The sequence below is a fragment of the Salinispira pacifica genome (genome assembly GCF_000507245.1).
Classification (GTDB): Bacteria; Spirochaetota; Spirochaetia; order DSM-27196; family Salinispiraceae; genus Salinispira; species Salinispira pacifica.
Window position 1 is genome coordinate 1,099,788 of sequence record NC_023035.1, and the last position, 17,164, is coordinate 1,116,951.

Consider the following 17,164-nt stretch of genomic DNA (forward strand, 5'->3'; position numbering starts at 1 on the left):
GGTGCTCCTATTGGTGAATCATCTCCCGCATATCTCCCAGAATAGCTCGGGGAACCGGCAGATCCAGCATGGTTTTCAGTCCAGGAGATGCGTTAATTACATGGGGAATCATGTTGATGCACATGGCGATGGTGCCGATGCCGCCGGGAACCTCGGGTTTGATCTGGAGGTTGATATTCGGAGTGCCCTTGATTCTGATGTAATCTCCGGTTTCGATTCCTTCGGCCTCCGGCTCGATCTGCTGGGGGTGAAGCATTTCGATTCTGGTAACGCCGTCCACCTCACCGTGGCCTTCCATGCGGCATCCGGCCACATCTCCGGGCTCAACAGACGCGTACTCGGTCCTCCGGGGAACGCCGGTGACGATGGCTTCCATGCTCTGGCGGATTGGTGCGCTGAGCTTCCACCCCAGGGCGTCGGCGATCATGCCGATGCTCTCTTGGAAGCCCACATGCCCGGCCAGGCTGCCGTCCTGTGCGCCCCGGCGGAACTCTTCGGGGCTCAGTCCCACTCCCTGCTCCTCCATTACCGCTGGTCCGAAGGGGGAGAGGCTGTTCACCCGTTCCGCCTGAATATGGTCGATATCCAGACAGGCGCCGGTCATCATCACCACCAGAAGGTCCATGATCAGTCCCGGGTTGATTCCCGTCCCCAGCACCGTGACGCCGGCCTTCGCTGCATTCTCATGGATTTTTCCGGCCAGTTCCGGTTCTCCGGCGGCGGGGTAGGCCATCTCTTCGGCGGTGGATATTATATTGTAGCCGGCCTCAATGAGGGTGATGATCTTTTCATAGGCCTTCCTGGTAAATGAGTCGGTGGCCAGAAGAGCGATGGATGCATCCCGGGCGTCTTCCATGGCTTCCTCGATGGATTCCCTGATCACCACGTCCCGTGGGTAGCCCGGTCCGGCGCTGCCTCCGGTCCCAGCTCCGGCGCTGTCAGCTCCGCCGGAGTTCATCTTCAGAACCTCCAGCATGCTTTTGCCCCGCCGTTGGGGATGCATGTCGCAGATCCCGGATATTTCTACGCCGGTTTTCCCCAGCAATGCCCTGGCCATGCCGCTTCCCATGGCTCCGAATCCCCAAATCAGCACTTTCACCGTATCGCTCATATACCCGTCCCTGGTCCGGTCCTGCCGGTTGCATTTACTATTATAGTAGTAAGTATACTCCGTCCCATACTGCTGTCAAGGAAAGAATCCCTGCTGTAAATTTCCTTGACGGGGGACTGCGGGAGGTCTAAGATCAACTTCCGGCATTTTACTATTATAGTAGTAATGTTGATGTCTGCTGATATATGGAAGACCACAGCCCAGCGAGGAGTCGAGGATGGATGAGAGAAAACTGGCGGTAGTTGCCCTGGGAGGTAACGCAATTCTGGATAAGAAACGGGGAACGGATATCCACGCCCAGTTCCAGGCCACACGGCTTTCCATGGAGGGGGTGGTGGAGCTCTTGAAGCAGGAGTATAAGCTGCTCCTAACCCACGGCAACGGACCGCAGGTGGGAAATATCATGCTGATGGTGGAATGCTCGAAAACCAGCCTTCCGGAAACACCCCTGGGGGTTGCAGACGCCATGACCTGCGGCTCAATCGGCTACATGATTGAACAGAGCCTTCAAAACACCATGATCCGCCACGGCATATGGAGGAATGTGGTCACCATTCCGGCCCAGGTGGTGGTGGACCGCTTCGACCCGGCACTGGATGAGCCCACCAAACCCATCGGCCCGTTTTACAGCGCAGAAGAAGCAAAGAAACTGGAAGAAGAACAGGGCTGGGTGGTCCGGGATGATGCAGGCAGAGGCTACCGCCGCTATGTGGCATCCCCCTATCCCCTGGACATCGTGGAGAAGGAATCCATACGCCACCTGATCGATGAAAACTACCTGGTTATAACCGGCGGGGGCGGAGGCATCCCGGTCTATTATCAGGAAGACGGAACCATAGAAGGAATGGACTGCGTAATCGATAAGGACCTTGCAAGCATGAAACTGGCCCTGTCGGTGGGAGCCCATGAACTGATCATTATTACCGGTGTGCCCCAGGTGAGTATCAACTTTGGAACTCCCCAGCAGCAGGATCTCAGCAGAATTACCCTGGCACAGGCCCGGCATTATCAGCGTCAGGGACATTTTCCGGCGGGATCCATGGGGCCGAAAATTGCAGCTGCCATAGAATTCGTACAGGCGGATCCGGAGAATCGGGTGATCATTACCGACGTAGAGAGTCTTCCAGCGGCGATTCGCGGGGAGGCGGGAACGGTCATCCAGTCCCATTTCACGGCCTGAGGGAATTCCAGCACACAAGGGCCGGGTCCGGATTCGGCGGGGCGATAGCTCGGCTATGAGCGGCCCGGCGGCTTTCTGGACCGGGTGTTAGGGGTTCGGGTGTTGCGGGTTCGGAGCCGGTCAATGCCGTCTGTTGAACTTGTCCCGAAGCTTGGAAAGGTTTTTTCCGAAATGTTCAACCATTACTTGGTTTCCCATCACCTCAACCAACTCCGCCAGGTAAAAATCATGGATAATGTAGCCCTCTATGGAGTGCACCAGGCCGATATTCCGGGTCCACACCATTTCGGTTTTTCCCGGCTCACCCAGAATGCCTGAAAGACAGATCTCCCTGTCCGCAGCCAGGTCGATGCTCCGCCCCTGGTCGAAAATATCCTCGAGATGATCCCGGTCATGAAAGTACGCCTCGCCGAAATCCACGTCAATATGGCCGTATATCAACATGAACACATCCACGCCCCGCTGATCGGCCTTCCTAAGCTCTTCCCTCAGAAGTTCGAACTCCTCGCTCCAGAGACCGATGTATATTGATGTTTTCGCCTGGGCGATGATTTCCCGGGTCTTGGACAGGGCCTCCTCCCGGCTCTGGATATTCCATACCGGATCAAAGTCCGAAGAAAAGGAGATGGAGTGGAGGCTGTTGTTCAATTTTCTGGTAAGGGTGTCGTTGTCCCGCTGGATTTTATCGATCAGTTCATCCGGCGAGAGGGGAGAAAATGTCTCCGGATTGGTGCCGGTAGATACCGCATAGCCCTTCTTTTTCAGACGCCGGCAGATATCGTATACCCGGGAGTGGGGGACGCCGGAGTTCTGTGAGATGGTGTATGCACTGGCCGGGTGGGCCTGGAGAAGGGAGAGGTACACTTTGGCCTCGTACTCGATAAAACCCGCATCCATGAGATCACGGATTATGGAATCAACATCCTGTTTCATGGGATTAAATATATCATAACTGCAGTAGTAACACTATACGTTTCTCCCGGCGACATTATGCTCAACCGTTCCCTGTCCTTCTTGCTGAGCCGGATGGATTCACCTATCATGGTCTCATGGCAGACGAAAAATACTCCAACAAGGAACTTGAGCGAATCCTGAAAAAGGCCATAGAAATCCAGGCCAGGGAAACATCAGCTTCGGGCACGGCATCCGGAGACTCGGGAATGGATCTTGAAGAAGTCATGAACGTCGGCGGCGAACTGGGAATCTCACGGGACGCAATCAACCGGGCGATGATGGAACTGGACAGCGGGGGCAGCACCTCCAGCCGCATTCTCGGCGGCGATATAGAGTGGCGCAGGCGGGGCGATTTTCCGGTATCGGCAGATCAGGAAACCCTGGAACGGCTGGGGGTGATCATCGCAAGAGAAGCGGGCATTCACGGCAACCTCTCTATAACACGAAATCAGCTGTTCTGGAAAAGCAGTCAGATGATCAACGGCGACAACTCATGGAATCTGCAGATATCCGTGCACAGCGGCAAAAAATCAACCTCGGTTGATATTCAGAACCGTCAGGAGCTCCTGGCCGGAGGTCTGTTCGGCGGCCTGGTGGGTGGCCTTGGAATGGGAGTGGGATTCGGTGTGGGTTTCGGCGTCGGCCTTGGAGCCCTTCAATCTGGGCTGTTCACCGCCCTCTTCGTTCCCGCTGCACTGGCGGGCAGTTTCCTCCTCGCCCGGAGTATATTCTCGGCGGTCAGCTCACGGCGCCGGAAGAAACTTGATAATCTATACCGACAGATCAGCCGGACCCTCGGGGAGGAATCGGACAATGGGCCGCACGATCCTGACAACGCCTGACAACAACTGACAACGCCTGAGAGCGGATCCCCCCCCGATTTCCCGTATGGTGGACAGTGTTTCTAATATAGTATAAACACTATATTAAAAAAAATAACTATACGGAGTTAGGATATGTGGCAGTTTCTTGGAGCGGTAAAAAAACATCTGAGTTGGGCAATAGCCGCCTCTATGGCGGCGGGATTCCTGTTCGGCCTTGCAGCCGGGGATCTCACGTTCCTCAAGTCATGGATTATGCCGGTAACTATAATGATGATACTTCCCATGATGGTAACCTTCCCTATCAGCGGCTTAATTCGCCAGCCCCGAAACCGGGACTTGTGACGGGAAATCTTCTGATCAATTTTTTGTTGATACCGGCATTGAGCCTGGGAATAGGAAGAGTTTTCTTTCCATCGGAACCGGGACTCTTTCTCGGCATGCTGATGATCGGGCTCATCCCGACCAGCGGTATGACGGTCTCATGGACAGGTTTTGCCGGAGGGAACATCAAGGCCGCAGTGAGTCTGATGGTAATCGGCCTTCTTGCCGGAGCCCTGCTGGCTCCTCTGTATCTGGTTCCCTTCATGGGCGGCCGTGCTGATATCAATCTCAGTGGTATACTCAGGCAGATTCTGCTTGTGGTGTTTGTTCCCATGTTTGCCGGTGCGGGTATCCGATGGTATCTCATTCGACGAAGCTCGGAGAGCCGCTTTCAGGAATATTGGAAACCCCGCATACCTTCACTCTCAACCCTGGGCGTGCTGGGCATAGTTTTTCTGGCCACTGCGTTGAAAGCCCGCCAGCTTGCAGCATCTCCCGGGCAATTGTTGTATCTTCTGGTGCCGGTTCTTCTTTTTTACGGGCTGCTCTATGCAGGGGTGAGTGGTATCGGACGCCGCTTTTTTTCCAGGGAAGATGGTGTTGCTCTGCTCTTTTCAACGGTAATGCGGAACCTGTCTCTCTCCCTTGCAATTGCGGTTACAGCTTTCCCTTCCATCGGGTCTCAGGCTGCGCTTCTGCTGGCCCTTGCATATGTCATTCAGGTGCAAAGCGCATCCGTGTTTATTCGTTTTGCAAAGAGACCTCATGAGCGGCAGCATGCTGTGGGGGTGAACTCACCTGCCCTGCAGGAAGGGGACTGAGCGGATACATCATTCGGGTATGCAAAAAAAGGCCGGCTGATGCGATGCACAGCCGGCCCTTTTTCTGAAGCATTCAGTGAACTGTGTCAGCTGATACAGAACCTGCCTGTATCCGGCCTGACTCAGATGTTTCTTTAGAGTGATTTGTGACAGAACCACCAGTCATATCCGTCATAGCTGTCCAGACGTGTTTCCGCATCTTTCTGACTCTGGGGAGGAGGAATGATCACCTTATCACCGATCAGGTCATTTTTCGGCCAGTCTGCCGGTACCGCAACCTTGTTTTCATCCGAAAGCTTGAGGGCCTTCACCGCCCTGACCACTTCATCCATATTCCGTCCGATTTCCTGAGGATAGTACAAAGTAAGGCGTACCTTTCCCTGGGGATCCAGAATAAACACGGCACGTACCGTATTGGTGCCTTTTCCCGGATGAAGCATTCCCAGTTTGTTGGCAATCGTATCGTTGGCGGCGATCACGGGAAAGCTGATATCGATATCCAGTTTCTCGCCGATCCATTCGATCCATTTGATGTGGCTGAAAATCTGATCTACCGACATGCCGATCAGTTTGACACCCAGTTCATTGAACTGATCAATCCGTTTCTCAAAGCTCACAAACTCAGTGGTGCAGACCGGGGTGAAATCCGCAGGGTGGCTGAAAATTACCGCCCAGTTGCCTTTCAGATCTCCCGGCAGGTTCATGGGACCGTGGGTGGTTGAAACTGACATCTCAGGAAAATCATCGCCCAGCAGGGGCATGTTTACATTATGTTCTTCCATTTCAAAACTCCTTATATGTGTTTATCCATATTAAGCAAGTATCGTGCCAGCAGTATGGAAGTTGGAGTGGGAATATTTAAATATATATTATACAACAAATTATAACCGAAATAATCTCACGGTACATAAACTGTTATTCAATAATACCGATATTCCGGTGTTGTAATCCACCGAAATTTCGGTAATACTGATATATCCGTGAAGGAGACCGGAATGAAAACAGATATTCTTAAGTATAATGGAGATCAGCTGTTGGAGATTATTCTCGAAGCTGTCCGGGATGTTGTTGATTTTGAACTGGCGGTAATTCTCAGGCTCCACAGGCAGGATCGCCTGGTTGTGAGTAAGGCCAGCGGACCCCTTGCGGGGAAGGAATTTGACGAATTTCAGATTGATCTGCGTCAGCGGGGAGATATCGCCCGTCTGCTGAAAACCAGCGAGCCTTATCTTTTTGATGAAGAAGAAGATCACATCGATACATATGAAGGGGTTATCGATCTACCGGAGGGTCACAGTTGCCTGGTTGCACCTCTGTATGTAAAAGATGACCCGGTGGGACTCATGACATTTGACCACCGGGCTTGCGGAAAGTTCACTCCGGCAGTGGTGAAATTTATCGCTACGGTTTCCCGACTCATTGCCATTATCCTTGCACAATACGATTCCGGAAAATATCTGGATGGAATACGCAAGCATCTGATCAGAGAACGCAATATTCTCCTGGGAGAGCGTATCCGGGTTTTTGATACTCTCATCGGCGAAAGCAGCTCATGGAGGCAGGTGATTGAGCAGGTAAGAACTGTGGCTCCTTCGGTTTTACCGGTGCTGATAAATGGTGAGACGGGGACCGGGAAAGAACGGGTAGCTCAGGCGATCCATGAGCTGAGCGATCGGAAAGACGGTCCCTTTATTCCCCTGAACTGCTCAGCTCTCAATGCCGGACTGGTGGAAAGCGAACTGTTCGGACATGAAAAAGGAGCCTTTACCTCGGCGGAGGGCTTGAGAAGAGGCCGTTTTGAGATGGCCCACAGGGGCACACTGTTTTTGGACGAAATTGCCGATCTGCCTGGGGAAATTCAGCCCAAACTGCTTCGTACACTCCAGGAAGGAACATTCGAGCGGGTAGGGGGCGAAAAAACACTATCCAGTGATGTTCGGATCGTTGCGGCCAGCAACAAGGATCTACGGGAGGAAGTTCGTGCCGGCCGGTTCCGGGAAGATTTGTTCTATCGTTTGAGTGTAGTTCCGGTGAATCTTCCTCCTCTGAGAGAACGGGAACACGATGTTCTGCTTCTGGCAGAATACTTTCTCTCAAAACTCAGAAACACCCGGGGGTACGGAGACCTGTATCTCAGTGAGGAAGCGGTTGAGGGAATGCTTGAATATCCCTGGCGGGGTAATGTACGGGAACTGGAAAATATCATCAGCCGGGCCGCGCTCTTTGTCAGGGACGGAAGAATTGCCTGCCGGCACCTGGGCTTAAAGAGCTTCGGGGACCTGCTTCCCCGCAGCTTCAATGAACCGGATACCCCCCGGTCTTCTGACGCCGCCTTTCCCACCCTTCGCCAAATGGAGGCATCCCACATCGCTGCCGGTCTTGACCGCTGCAGGGGAAAGATTTACGGAGAAGACGGGGCCGCAGTGCTTCTGGGACTGAAACCCAGCACGCTCCAAAGCCGAATGAAAAAACTCGGAATCACCCGCATGAATTTTATGCAAGTTTGATTTGAATCAAAGCGCCGCATTTCTTTTCAGCGTATTCTCCGGGTATATCACGGCGGGATCCTGTCCACGCCGGAAATATCCGTGAAGGAGGTCGCTGAATGACCGTAAAAACATATCAATTGGAAACTGTATCCTGTCCCAGCTGTGTTGCCAAAATAGAGGGCATGTTGAAGAAAACAGGAGGTGTCACGGAAGCTGAGGTATTGTTTAACTCGTCCCGGGTCCGGGTCCGGTTCAACGAGGCCGAAGTGGACTCCCGAACCTTACAGTCCAGGATTACGGCTTTAGGATATCCTGTGAAGGGTGAACGCTAGGACGGGCAAGGGAGGGGCTATGCGGATTCTACAAATTTCAAAGATACAGCGTCTCGTCCTTTCTGCTGCTCTTATTACCCTTGCTTTTGCAGTCAGGGAGCTGTGGCAGCTTCAGCTGGTTTTCGCCTGGTTCATGATGGCTGCCGGAATTTCCGCAGGGTATCCGATCTTCACGAAGGCCTTCTCCGCCCTGCGCTATAAAATTCTCGGGATCGACGCCCTGGTAACCATCGCTGTTATCGGGGCGGTGATCATCGGGGAATACTGGGAAGCCGCTGCGGTAACATTTCTGTTTTCCCTGGGTGATTATCTTGAATCCCGAAGTATTGAGAAAACCAGGTCCTCCATTAAGGCGCTGCTGGACCTTGCTCCGGTAACCGCCCGGGTTCTCAGGGACGGGCAGGAACAGGTTATGTCTGCCGAAGGGGTGGAACAGAATGATTTGATTGTGGTTAAGCCCGGAGAAAAGGTTTCCGTGGACGGCATTGTAACCCAAGGCTACGGGGCGCTAAATCAAGCCGCCATTACCGGAGAGCCCCTGCCTGTAGAGGCGCAATCCGGCAGCGAGGTATTCTCGGGAAGTATTCTCGAATCCGGATACCTGATAATCCGGGCCCGAAGGGTGGGGGAGGAAACCACCTTTGCCAGGATTCTGCACATGGTGGAGGATGCTCAGGATAAAAAAGCCCAGACTCAGAAATTCCTGGAAAAATTCAGCCGCTACTACACGCCGGGAATTATTGTTTTGGCGGTGATCCTGTTTGTCCTGACACGGGATGTGACCCTTGCTCTCACATTGCTGGTCATTGCCTGTCCGGGAGCCCTGGTGATCTCTACCCCGGTTTCCATTGTAGCCGGGATAGGAACCGGGGCGCGCCGGGGTATCCTCATAAAGGGCGGTGATATTATGGAGCGGTTGGGGACTGTTAAGGCAGTCGCCTTGGATAAAACCGGCACCCTGACCCAGGGAAGGCCCCGGGTATCGGAACTGATTACCCTGGGCGGTCACGATCCGGATGAGCTTATGAGAATTGCCGCCACGGGAGAAACCTACTCCGAGCATCCCCTGGGGACTGCGGTGGTCAACTATGCGGAAACCCGGTTCGGGGTTACCGGCCTGAGAAAACCGGATGAGTCCCGGATTATTCCCGGTCAGGGCATTGAGTTTTCCCTGCAGGGTGACCGGTATTTCATCGGAAACCGGAGACTCTTCGCGGACATGGAAATTACCCTGGACGGGGAAACTGAAGCCCGTCTTGCTGCCCAGGAGCAGCTGGGAAGAACGGGAGTGCTTGTGGGAACCCCCCGGGGATTTTTAGGAATAATTGCCATCGAAGACAGCCTGCGTCAGGGGGTGCAGGAGCTGGTTCAGGAACTCAGGAACCAGGGAGTGCGGCATATCGCCATGCTCACAGGGGATGGAGTACGGACCGCCCGGGCTGTAGCCGGGAGCCTCGGGTTGGACAGCGTTCATTCCGGACTTCTTCCCGAAGACAAGGTGCGGGTTTTGAAAGAACTTCAGGACAGGTACGGACAGACCGCCATGGTGGGAGACGGGGTGAATGATGCACCGGCTCTGGCAGCTGCCGACCTTGGTATTGCCCTTGGCGGTGCGGGAAAAGACATAGCCATGGAGACCGCCGATGTTGTTCTGCTCTCCTCCCGCATTCAGAAGCTCAGCACTGCCCTGTCATTAAGTCGGGCTACGCTGCGGAATGTGAAGCAGAATATTATCTTTGCCCTGGGCGTTGCCGGTGTATTGTTGGCGGGGGTTCTCATAAAGACGGTAAACCTTTCATTTGGTATGCTTATACATGAGCTGTCGGTACTGCTGGTGATTCTCAATGCCCTGAGGCTGATGTATTTCAAGCCGCCGGGGAATAGGGGCCGGTTTCTTTCCCGGTGGCTTGCGAACCTTTCCTGGAGGAAGCGGGGAAGGAAGAAACCCGGGATAGAGGTGGTATGACCGTGTCGATTCATGAGGATTATGATCCAGGATGTATTTCCCTGGTGCCGATTTTTTCTGATCTCTCCCTCCAGGAAATGGGGGAGGTGGCGGCCATCACCCGGGAACGCCACGTATCAAAGGGCGAAACAGTATATTTTGCCGGAAAAGTAAGCAAAGAACTCTTTGTTGTCCATCAGGGGCGGGTCAAGATTTCCCGGATTACCGAATCCGGAAAGTCCCAGGTCCTCCGGGTTATCGGCCCGGGGGAATTTACGGGGGAGATGAGTGTTCTCCATGAAATGCCCCGTACCGATTTTGCCGAGGCCCTCCAGGATTCCACTATGTGTGTAATTCCCGGAGACGCCTTGAAAAGCCTCATGAAGCGTTTCCCTTCCATTGCCTTAAAGGTTCTGGAAGAATTAAGCACCCGGGTGGAGCAGCTTCAAGCCCGGCTGGAGCAGAATCAGCACAGCTCCCCTGAATACCGGACAGCCCGGGCCATTCTGGATTTGTCCGGGGGCAGCTCGGAGCTAACCCTTCCCATGACCAAGGGCGACCTGGCAAGCCAGCTTGGGATGACCCAGGAAACCCTCTCCCGAAAACTCTCCTTGCTCCAGGAACAGGGGGTAATCTATCAGCCCGGTCCAGGAGTTATACACATTGTGGATCGGCCCGGTTTGGAAGCAGTGAATTAAGAATGATATGAATAAGTAAGAATAAAGATACTCACGGAAGTGCCATATGTAATGCCTCAGATATTCACGCCCCTGGTATTTGTCCTGCAGATCTGTGAGCTGTTCTGCCGTATGTATTCACCAAAGTCGCCTGAAAACTAGGCCCCCTCTTGAATGTGACCACCTGGTCAAATTAGCCGGGGGCTGTTTTTTATGCCGCCGCCGCTGGCCGGTGGCTGCGCCACCTGCACGCGGATGCATCCTGTCAGAATCATCACTGATGTCAGTCGCTCTTCATGGCAAAAAATAAAAAGCCCCGAACCGAAGTCCAGGGCTTTTTATTCATGCCGCCGATGCCTGGTCGCAACGCTCCGTGTTGCTGCTCGGCTATGCATCCAGACAGAATCGAACAACAGTCAATCTTCACAGCAACAAAAAAAGACCAAACACCCGAGGGTATTTGGTCTTTTTTTGCCGCCGATCTACCCGGCGTGTTCCTCGCCGTTCCGGCTGCGGTACACGCCTGTTTGCATCGAACAACAGTTCGCTCTTCAATGACGGAGTGAATAAAAAAACCCGGACGCGAGGTCCGGGTTTTTTATTCATGCCGCCGATCAGAATCGAACTGATGACACAGGGATTTTCAGTCCCTTGCTCTACCGACTGAGCTACAGCGGCATCCACGTTTTACAACGTGAGGGTAGTTATAATAAAGACGGAAATTATTGTCAACCTGAAATGGAGAAAAAACACGGCTTCACGAGGGCAGTGCACCGAAGCTTGTGAAAATCAACAGATTACGTTGGTCATACAGAAACCGGCGCTCCTTGTGGAGGTGCTGCCTGGACACGGCTCTATATCTGAACCGGTTTTTGGGGAAAGCGCTGTTTTACAAGCTTCTGAGCACTCCCATTATTGACCGGAGGCGGTGAGGCCATCTATTCTGTGTACAGATGAAATTAAACAAGCACATCCAAAATGCATACGGCAAAGGCGGAAAATCCAAGGCATCCCCGCCCTCTTCCGCCTCTTCCGGAACATCCGGCCCTGCCGACACATCCGGGCCTTCCGCCCCAGGCGGAAAAAAGGGCATACCCCGTCCGGTGGAGGACGGCTCTTCGGATTCACCTGCAAGGTCCCGGGACCGCTCCGGGGGAACGTCCCGGGCTCGGCCTCCGGGGAAATCAGGTCTGGTGAAAACCGGCCTGAGCGGCGATGACTTTCTCAAAATTATCAGCCGCAGCGCGCCGGAAGAAAAGCCCAGCATACGGGAAATTGCCGGTCTTCTCATGCTCATGGGCACCGAACAGGCGTCCCGGATTCTTGCACTGCTCCCCGACGACATGGTGGAAAAAATTTCCCTTGAGATAAGCCGGATCCGGGTACTCAAACCCGAAGAGAGCAAGGCGATCATCGAAAAGTTTCAGATCGCCGCCGGCAGGGAGCAGGAGCGCCTCAGGGGCGGTAAGGATGTGGCCCGGGATATTCTCGAGCGTTCCATCGGGCGGAGAAAGGCCGTGGATATTCTTGCCAGGACGTCCAGTTCCCCGGGATTCGACCAGCTTGATTTTTTGAATGAACTGGAACCGGGGCAGCTGAAGCAGCTCCTTAAGGATGAACCGCCCCGTCTCATTGGAATCATTCTTTCCCATCTTGAACCCGGCCGGGCGGCGGGATTGCTGAAGGATCTGCCGGCGGAAAAGAAGCCCCGGATTATCCGGAGCATGGGTGAGAAGGTGAAGCTTTCCCAGGATGTGCTTCATAATATCGCCAAGGCAATTAAGGGAAAGATCCGGAGAATCGGAACCCAGCAGACCAATGAACTGGACGGAGCTCAGGTTCTTGCGGAGATTCTCCGCAGCATGGATGCCAGCAGCGAGCGGAATATCCTTGAAGATCTGGGCATCGAGGCTCCTGATGTGGAGTCCCGCATAAAAGAGAGACTTTTTACCATTGATCGGGTGTTGCATATACGGGATACCGATCTCCAGAGAATTCTTGCCGATATGGCGGATGAAGATATTGCCCTTCTTATGAAGGGAAAGGATGAAAACATCCGGGTGCGCTTTTTGAAAAATGTCAGCAGTCAGCGCAGTATTGCAATCAGCGAGAACTATCATTATCTTGGACCGGTTCCCCGGAAAGATGTGGATGAAAGCACCCGGGATTTCATCCTGAAACTGCGCCGTATGGAAGAACGCGGCGATATTGTCATACCCCGGAATGATGAACCCATGGTGGAGTAACAACCTCCTGGTGGGGCAGTGGAACAGTAAAGCAGAAAACAGGAGTGCAGTTTGGGCAGAAAGCGTTTAGGTGATTCGTATCTTTTATGTATGCTGGGGTTTTTGGGACCTGCGGGAATTCACCGCTTCTACCTGGGGAAACCGGTTTCAGGTCTCTTTTACCTCTTTACCTACGGATTTTTCGGGCTGGGGACCATCATCGATTTGTTTAAAATGCCCCGGATGGTGGAAGAGGCCAACAGACGGCTCTACATTGAGCGGGCTCTGGATGATGATGAGTATGACCGCTACCGCAATTATCCCCCCAGGCGCCTGGGTGAATACGATTCTTCTCCCCGCTCATCGGTCTCATCCGATGCTCCAAAGAGGCCGGAGGCCAAGAGTCTTGAGCATCTCATCTTTATTCTTGCCCAGGAAAACAAGGGAGTTCTCACTGCCGCACAGCTTGCCCTGGAGTCGGGCATCCCGGCTGACCAGGCCCAGCACAATCTTGAGCTGATGGTCGCCAAGCAGTATGCACGGGAAGGAATGCGCCATAACGGTCTGAAAGTGTTTGTATTTGAAGAATTTCTCAGCGATTCGGTGCGGGCTCAGCTGAAATTCTGAATCGGCGGGATGCGCGTATAACTGTACATCTCAGATTGAAATCAGTATAATATCCCACTATGACAGCCAAAGAACTGAAACAGAAATATATTGAATTTTTTACAAGCAAGAACCACACGGAAATTTCCGGTAAGAGTCTGATTCCCGAGAACGATCCCACGGTGCTGTTCACCACTGCGGGGATGCACCCTCTGGTCCCCTATATTCTGGGGGAAGAACACCCCGGGGGAACCCGGCTGGTGAATGTCCAGAAGTGTATTCGTACAGGTGATATCGACGAAGTGGGCGACTCCTCCCATCTTACGTTTTTTGAAATGCTGGGGAACTGGAGTCTGGGTGATTATTTCAAGGAAGAAGCAATCAGCATGAGCTGGGAGTTTCTCACTTCTCCCCGGTGGCTGGGCATTGACCCCGGCCAGCTGGCGGTAACTGTTTTTCAGGGAGATGATGATTCCCCCAGGGACGAAACCAGTGCCGCTTTGTGGAAGAAACTGGGAATTCCCGAAGACCGCATTTACTACCTTCCCAAGGAAGACAACTGGTGGGGCCCCCCGGGACAGACCGGGCCCTGCGGACCCGACACCGAGATGTTCATCGACACCGGCATTCCCGGCACGGAAAAGAGCCGGCCGGGTATTTCCGACGGAAAGTGGCTTGAAATCTGGAACGACGTATTCATGCAGTACCGGAAAACCGAAGACGGAAGCTTCGAGAACATGGATCGGAAATGCGTGGATACGGGCATGGGTGTTGAGCGCACAGTGGCTATTCTCCAGGGAAAAAAATCGGTTTACGAAACCGAACTCTTTCAGCCCATTATTGCCGCCATCGAGAAACTGTCAGGCAGAAGCTATGCCTCAAGCGAAGATGAAGGAGACCGGTCAATTCGGGTGATCACCGATCATGTACGAACCGCAACGTTCATTCTGGGTGATGATGCCGCCGTAAGCCCCTCCAACCTGGGCCAGGGCTACATTCTGCGCCGGCTCATCCGCCGGGCCATCCGCCACGGAATGAAACTGGGGCTGGAAAAGGCGTTCATGGCTGAGCTCAGCTCAATTGTCATCGACGTATACAAGGATTTTTATCCTGAACTGGCTGACCGCCGGGAGAAGATTCAGCATGAACTGATCATGGAAGAGGAAAAGTTCCTGAAAACCTTGAGAAAGGGCGAGCATGAGTTTGAAAAGATGCTTCCCAATCTTCTCAAGGGCAGCAAGAGGATCATTCCCGGACGTCTGGCCTTTAAGCTTTACGATACCTACGGATTTCCTCTGGAGCTCACCCGGGAACTTGCCGGTGAACACGGCTTCGATGTTGATGTTGAAGGCTTTGATGAGGCGTTTAAAAAACATCAGGAAAAATCCAAGATGGATACCAATGCTTCCTTCAAAGGCGGGCTTGCCGATCATGGAGAGGCCACCACGGCACTTCATACGGCAACCCATCTGCTGCATACAGCCCTCCGACAGGTGCTGGGCGAACATGTGGCTCAGAAGGGAAGCAATATCACCACCGAACGGCTGAGGTTTGATTTTTCCCATCCTGAAAAGATGTCTCCCGAAGAAATTGCAAAAGTTGAAGAGATAGTTAACCGGCAGATCGAGCGCGACCTGCCCATAAGCTACACCAGCATGACCCTTGAAGAAGCCCGGAATTCCGGCGCGATTGCCCTGTTCGGCGATAAATACGATGAGGTTGTGAAGGTGTACAGTATCGGCGACTTCTCCAAAGAAGTGTGCGGCGGTCCCCATGTGGAGCATACCGGGGCTCTCGGCCGGTTCAAGATAAAAAAGGAACAGTCCAGTTCCCAGGGCGTACGTCGGATCAAGGCGGTTCTCATCCGATAGGCTTTTCCGGGAAGCGGAGGTTTTGCCGCCGCTTCCGTCGTCCTCTGTCTGCTGCCGTCGTCCAGTATCTGGCAGTCCGCAGCCGCCCATCGGCGGCGGGCGGACAGCGGGCTATGAGCCCGGTTATATGCCCAGATCCCGCTGATAATCCTGCATGAGCTTCTGCACATTCTGATGTACGCCCCGAATCCGTGAGAAACGCTGCATCAAATCCCGGGCGGAATGCTGGTCTTTCAGCTGGACGTAACACTCCATCAGCTCGGGGTAGATCCGGAATATCCGGGTCTCGTTCTTCAAAAGACCTTCAAGACTCCGGGCGGCATCTTCATAGCGGCCACGGTGCTTGTTCACCGTAGCCAGCCCAAGGACTGCGTAGGTGTCATATTCAATGTTCAGCGCCCGGTGATAATAGTTTTCCGCTTCATCAAGGTTGCCCTGTTTGCGGTATGCATCGCCGGCACGGGTGAGTATCACCTTGTTTTCCGGATCCTTATCCAGAATTCTATTCCAGTAGTTCAGACTTCGGTGGGGCTCATTCATTCCCCGATGGCAGTCAGCCAGACCGAAGAGGGCATAAAAGTTTTTCGGTTCTTTCTCCAGGGCCTTTTCAAAGTATAGGGATCCTTCATCGAACTGTTTCAGCTTTCTGTGACAGTTTCCGATGCTGGTAAGCACCCGTATGTCCACCCTGTCTCCCTGAATATCATGCATCCGCATCCAATAGGAGAGGGCCTTCTCAAAATTTTTGAAGTCATAGTGGAGATGTCCCAGGCCGATGAGGGCGTATGCGTTGTCCGCTTCCATCTCCAGTACCTGAAGATAGATCGCCTCGGAGCGCTCCAGGTTTTTCACCTTCCTGTATGCATCGGCGACCCTTGTGAGCACGGTGACATTTCTGTCGTCCAGTTTCAGGTAGCGCTCCCACACTGATATGGCCCGGTGAAACTGTTTCAGACTGCGGTAGCAGTCCGCCAGACCGAAGAGGGCATAGTTATTTTCCGGGTAGTAATCCAGACAGCGCTGGTAGTACTGGGTGGCTTCCTGGAAGCGCCGCTTTTTCCGGTACGAATCACCGATCCCCACCAGGGCATAATTATTCCTGGGGTCAGTTTCAATGATTTCCCGAAAACAGGAAATTGCCTCTGAACTCTGCCCCTTTTTCAGCAGCTGATACCCCTGCCGTGAGAGATTGGCGATCTCTGCATATTCATCCTCATCCTGATCGGCCGAATGGCAGGCAGAGGTTTCTTTTACATCGATTTCCAAATGATCATTGTGAAGGGAAGAGGATTTACCGTCATCCGCCCCATGATCTTCTTTTACATCTGTCCTGAAACCTGACATACAAATCCTTTTTTATATGTGCGGCATTCAGCTACCGCGCTTTTTACCTGATCGTGGTCAGAGACCACAAGATAGTGCAAATATTATAGCTAATATCTATGATTCTGCTAACCAGTTTTGAACGATACGGGACATTTTTTCAACGATTTGTTCACGTTTGCGATTTTCCGGGGCAATTATGTACATCTGCAGCGCCTGAAGAAAGCGGTTCTGTTTATAGTAGTGATCCCCGATGCGGATTAGACCGTCGGTATAGTGAACGGTGAGAAACACCCGTTTGGCCTGTTCGATATTGCCGGAATTGTACAGCTCATTACCCTTGCGGATCAGTGCCGACCTCTTCTCCCTGCTGAGGGCTGCAGTTTTGGGCGGGGCCGTTTTTATGAGCCCTTCGCCGGGAAATTTGAGCTTATCAATATCCATAACAGGTCCCAAAGTTAAGTGTAGCCCCCCTTTCCGTATAT

At 53.2% G+C, this 17,164-nt stretch carries 16 protein-coding genes and 1 tRNA gene; 11 read left to right on the plus strand and 6 right to left on the minus strand.

From position 1 onward, the window contains the following. Positions 1–7 precede the first annotated feature (7 nt). A complete protein-coding gene (gene ord, locus L21SP2_RS04805; protein ID WP_024267371.1) occupies positions 8–1,111 on the minus strand; it encodes a 2,4-diaminopentanoate dehydrogenase in 1,104 nt (367 codons plus the stop codon). 217 nt (positions 1,112–1,328) lie between these two features. On the opposite strand from ord, the gene arcC reads away from it, so the two are divergent. Next, positions 1,329–2,291: a carbamate kinase gene (gene arcC / locus L21SP2_RS04810; RefSeq protein ID WP_024267372.1), complete on the plus strand. Its 963-nt coding sequence runs from the start codon at positions 1,329–1,331 to the stop codon at positions 2,289–2,291. 120 nt (positions 2,292–2,411) lie between these two features. Here arcC and L21SP2_RS04815 read toward each other — a convergent pair whose 3' ends face one another. Next, positions 2,412–3,224 (minus strand): TrmB family transcriptional regulator, encoded by an 813-nt coding sequence (locus L21SP2_RS04815; RefSeq protein ID WP_024267373.1) that lies wholly within the window; start codon positions 3,222–3,224, stop codon positions 2,412–2,414. A 116-nt stretch (positions 3,225–3,340) separates the two neighbouring features. On the opposite strand from L21SP2_RS04815, the gene L21SP2_RS04820 reads away from it, so the two are divergent. The 3 genes from L21SP2_RS04820 (at position 3,341) to L21SP2_RS04825 (ending at position 5,211) form a co-directional block, all read left to right on the plus strand. Continuing rightward, positions 3,341–4,087, plus strand: coding sequence for a hypothetical protein (locus L21SP2_RS04820; protein WP_024267374.1), 747 nt, complete (start codon positions 3,341–3,343; stop codon positions 4,085–4,087). A gap of 114 nt (positions 4,088–4,201) precedes the next feature. Further along, positions 4,202–4,411 carry a hypothetical protein gene (locus L21SP2_RS18530; RefSeq protein WP_053335584.1) on the plus strand — a complete coding sequence of 70 codons (210 nt, stop codon included), beginning with the start codon at positions 4,202–4,204 and terminating at the stop codon, positions 4,409–4,411. Continuing rightward, positions 4,315–5,211: an arsenic resistance protein gene (locus L21SP2_RS04825; protein WP_081719470.1), complete on the plus strand. Its 897-nt coding sequence runs from the start codon at positions 4,315–4,317 to the stop codon at positions 5,209–5,211. Before L21SP2_RS18530 ends, L21SP2_RS04825 begins: the two co-directional genes overlap by 97 nt. A 134-nt stretch (positions 5,212–5,345) precedes the next feature. On the opposite strand, the gene L21SP2_RS04830 is transcribed toward L21SP2_RS04825, so the two are convergent. Further along, on the minus strand, positions 5,346–5,993 hold the full coding sequence (locus L21SP2_RS04830; protein ID WP_024267376.1) for a peroxiredoxin: 648 nt from the start codon (positions 5,991–5,993) through the stop codon (positions 5,346–5,348). A gap of 213 nt (positions 5,994–6,206) precedes the next feature. Here L21SP2_RS04830 and L21SP2_RS04835 point away from each other — a divergent pair, with 213 nt between their 5' ends. From L21SP2_RS04835 to L21SP2_RS04850, 4 genes are all read left to right on the plus strand, one after another. Continuing rightward, entirely contained in the window at positions 6,207–7,718 is a 1,512-nt protein-coding gene (locus L21SP2_RS04835; RefSeq protein WP_024267377.1) for a sigma-54-dependent Fis family transcriptional regulator, read from the plus strand. Positions 7,719–7,816: 98 nt separating this feature from the next. Continuing rightward, positions 7,817–8,032, plus strand: coding sequence for a heavy-metal-associated domain-containing protein (locus tag L21SP2_RS19135; protein ID WP_024267378.1), 216 nt, complete (start codon positions 7,817–7,819; stop codon positions 8,030–8,032). A 19-nt stretch (positions 8,033–8,051) separates the two neighbouring features. Beyond that, complete coding sequence (locus tag L21SP2_RS04845) at positions 8,052–9,998, plus strand: heavy metal translocating P-type ATPase (RefSeq protein WP_024267379.1); 1,947 nt, start codon at positions 8,052–8,054, stop codon at positions 9,996–9,998. After that, on the plus strand, positions 9,995–10,675 hold the full coding sequence (locus L21SP2_RS04850; RefSeq protein ID WP_024267380.1) for a Crp/Fnr family transcriptional regulator: 681 nt from the start codon (positions 9,995–9,997) through the stop codon (positions 10,673–10,675). Before L21SP2_RS04845 ends, L21SP2_RS04850 begins: the two co-directional genes overlap by 4 nt. A gap of 584 nt (positions 10,676–11,259) precedes the next feature. On the opposite strand, the gene L21SP2_RS04855 is transcribed toward L21SP2_RS04850, so the two are convergent. Then, a tRNA-Phe gene (locus L21SP2_RS04855) sits at positions 11,260–11,332 on the minus strand. A 275-nt stretch (positions 11,333–11,607) separates the two neighbouring features. On the opposite strand from L21SP2_RS04855, the gene L21SP2_RS04860 reads away from it, so the two are divergent. Genes L21SP2_RS04860 through L21SP2_RS04870 form a run of 3 tightly spaced genes read left to right on the plus strand, consistent with a single transcriptional unit; the run spans position 11,608 to position 15,356 of the window. Then, on the plus strand, positions 11,608–12,900 hold the full coding sequence (locus tag L21SP2_RS04860) for a flagellar motor switch protein FliG (protein ID WP_024267381.1): 1,293 nt from the start codon (positions 11,608–11,610) through the stop codon (positions 12,898–12,900). 51 nt (positions 12,901–12,951) lie between these two features. Then, positions 12,952–13,506 (plus strand): TM2 domain-containing protein, encoded by a 555-nt coding sequence (locus tag L21SP2_RS04865; protein WP_053335586.1) that lies wholly within the window; start codon positions 12,952–12,954, stop codon positions 13,504–13,506. Between the two features lie 59 nt (positions 13,507–13,565). Next, on the plus strand, positions 13,566–15,356 hold the full coding sequence (locus tag L21SP2_RS04870; RefSeq protein ID WP_024267383.1) for an alanine--tRNA ligase: 1,791 nt from the start codon (positions 13,566–13,568) through the stop codon (positions 15,354–15,356). A gap of 123 nt (positions 15,357–15,479) precedes the next feature. Here L21SP2_RS04870 and L21SP2_RS04875 read toward each other — a convergent pair whose 3' ends face one another. Both L21SP2_RS04875 and L21SP2_RS04880 read right to left on the minus strand, forming a co-directional pair. Then, positions 15,480–16,700, minus strand: coding sequence for a tetratricopeptide repeat protein (locus L21SP2_RS04875; protein WP_024267384.1), 1,221 nt, complete (start codon positions 16,698–16,700; stop codon positions 15,480–15,482). 96 nt (positions 16,701–16,796) lie between these two features. Further along, complete coding sequence (locus tag L21SP2_RS04880) at positions 16,797–17,123, minus strand: hypothetical protein (RefSeq protein ID WP_024267385.1); 327 nt, start codon at positions 17,121–17,123, stop codon at positions 16,797–16,799. Positions 17,124–17,164: the final 41 nt, after the last annotated feature.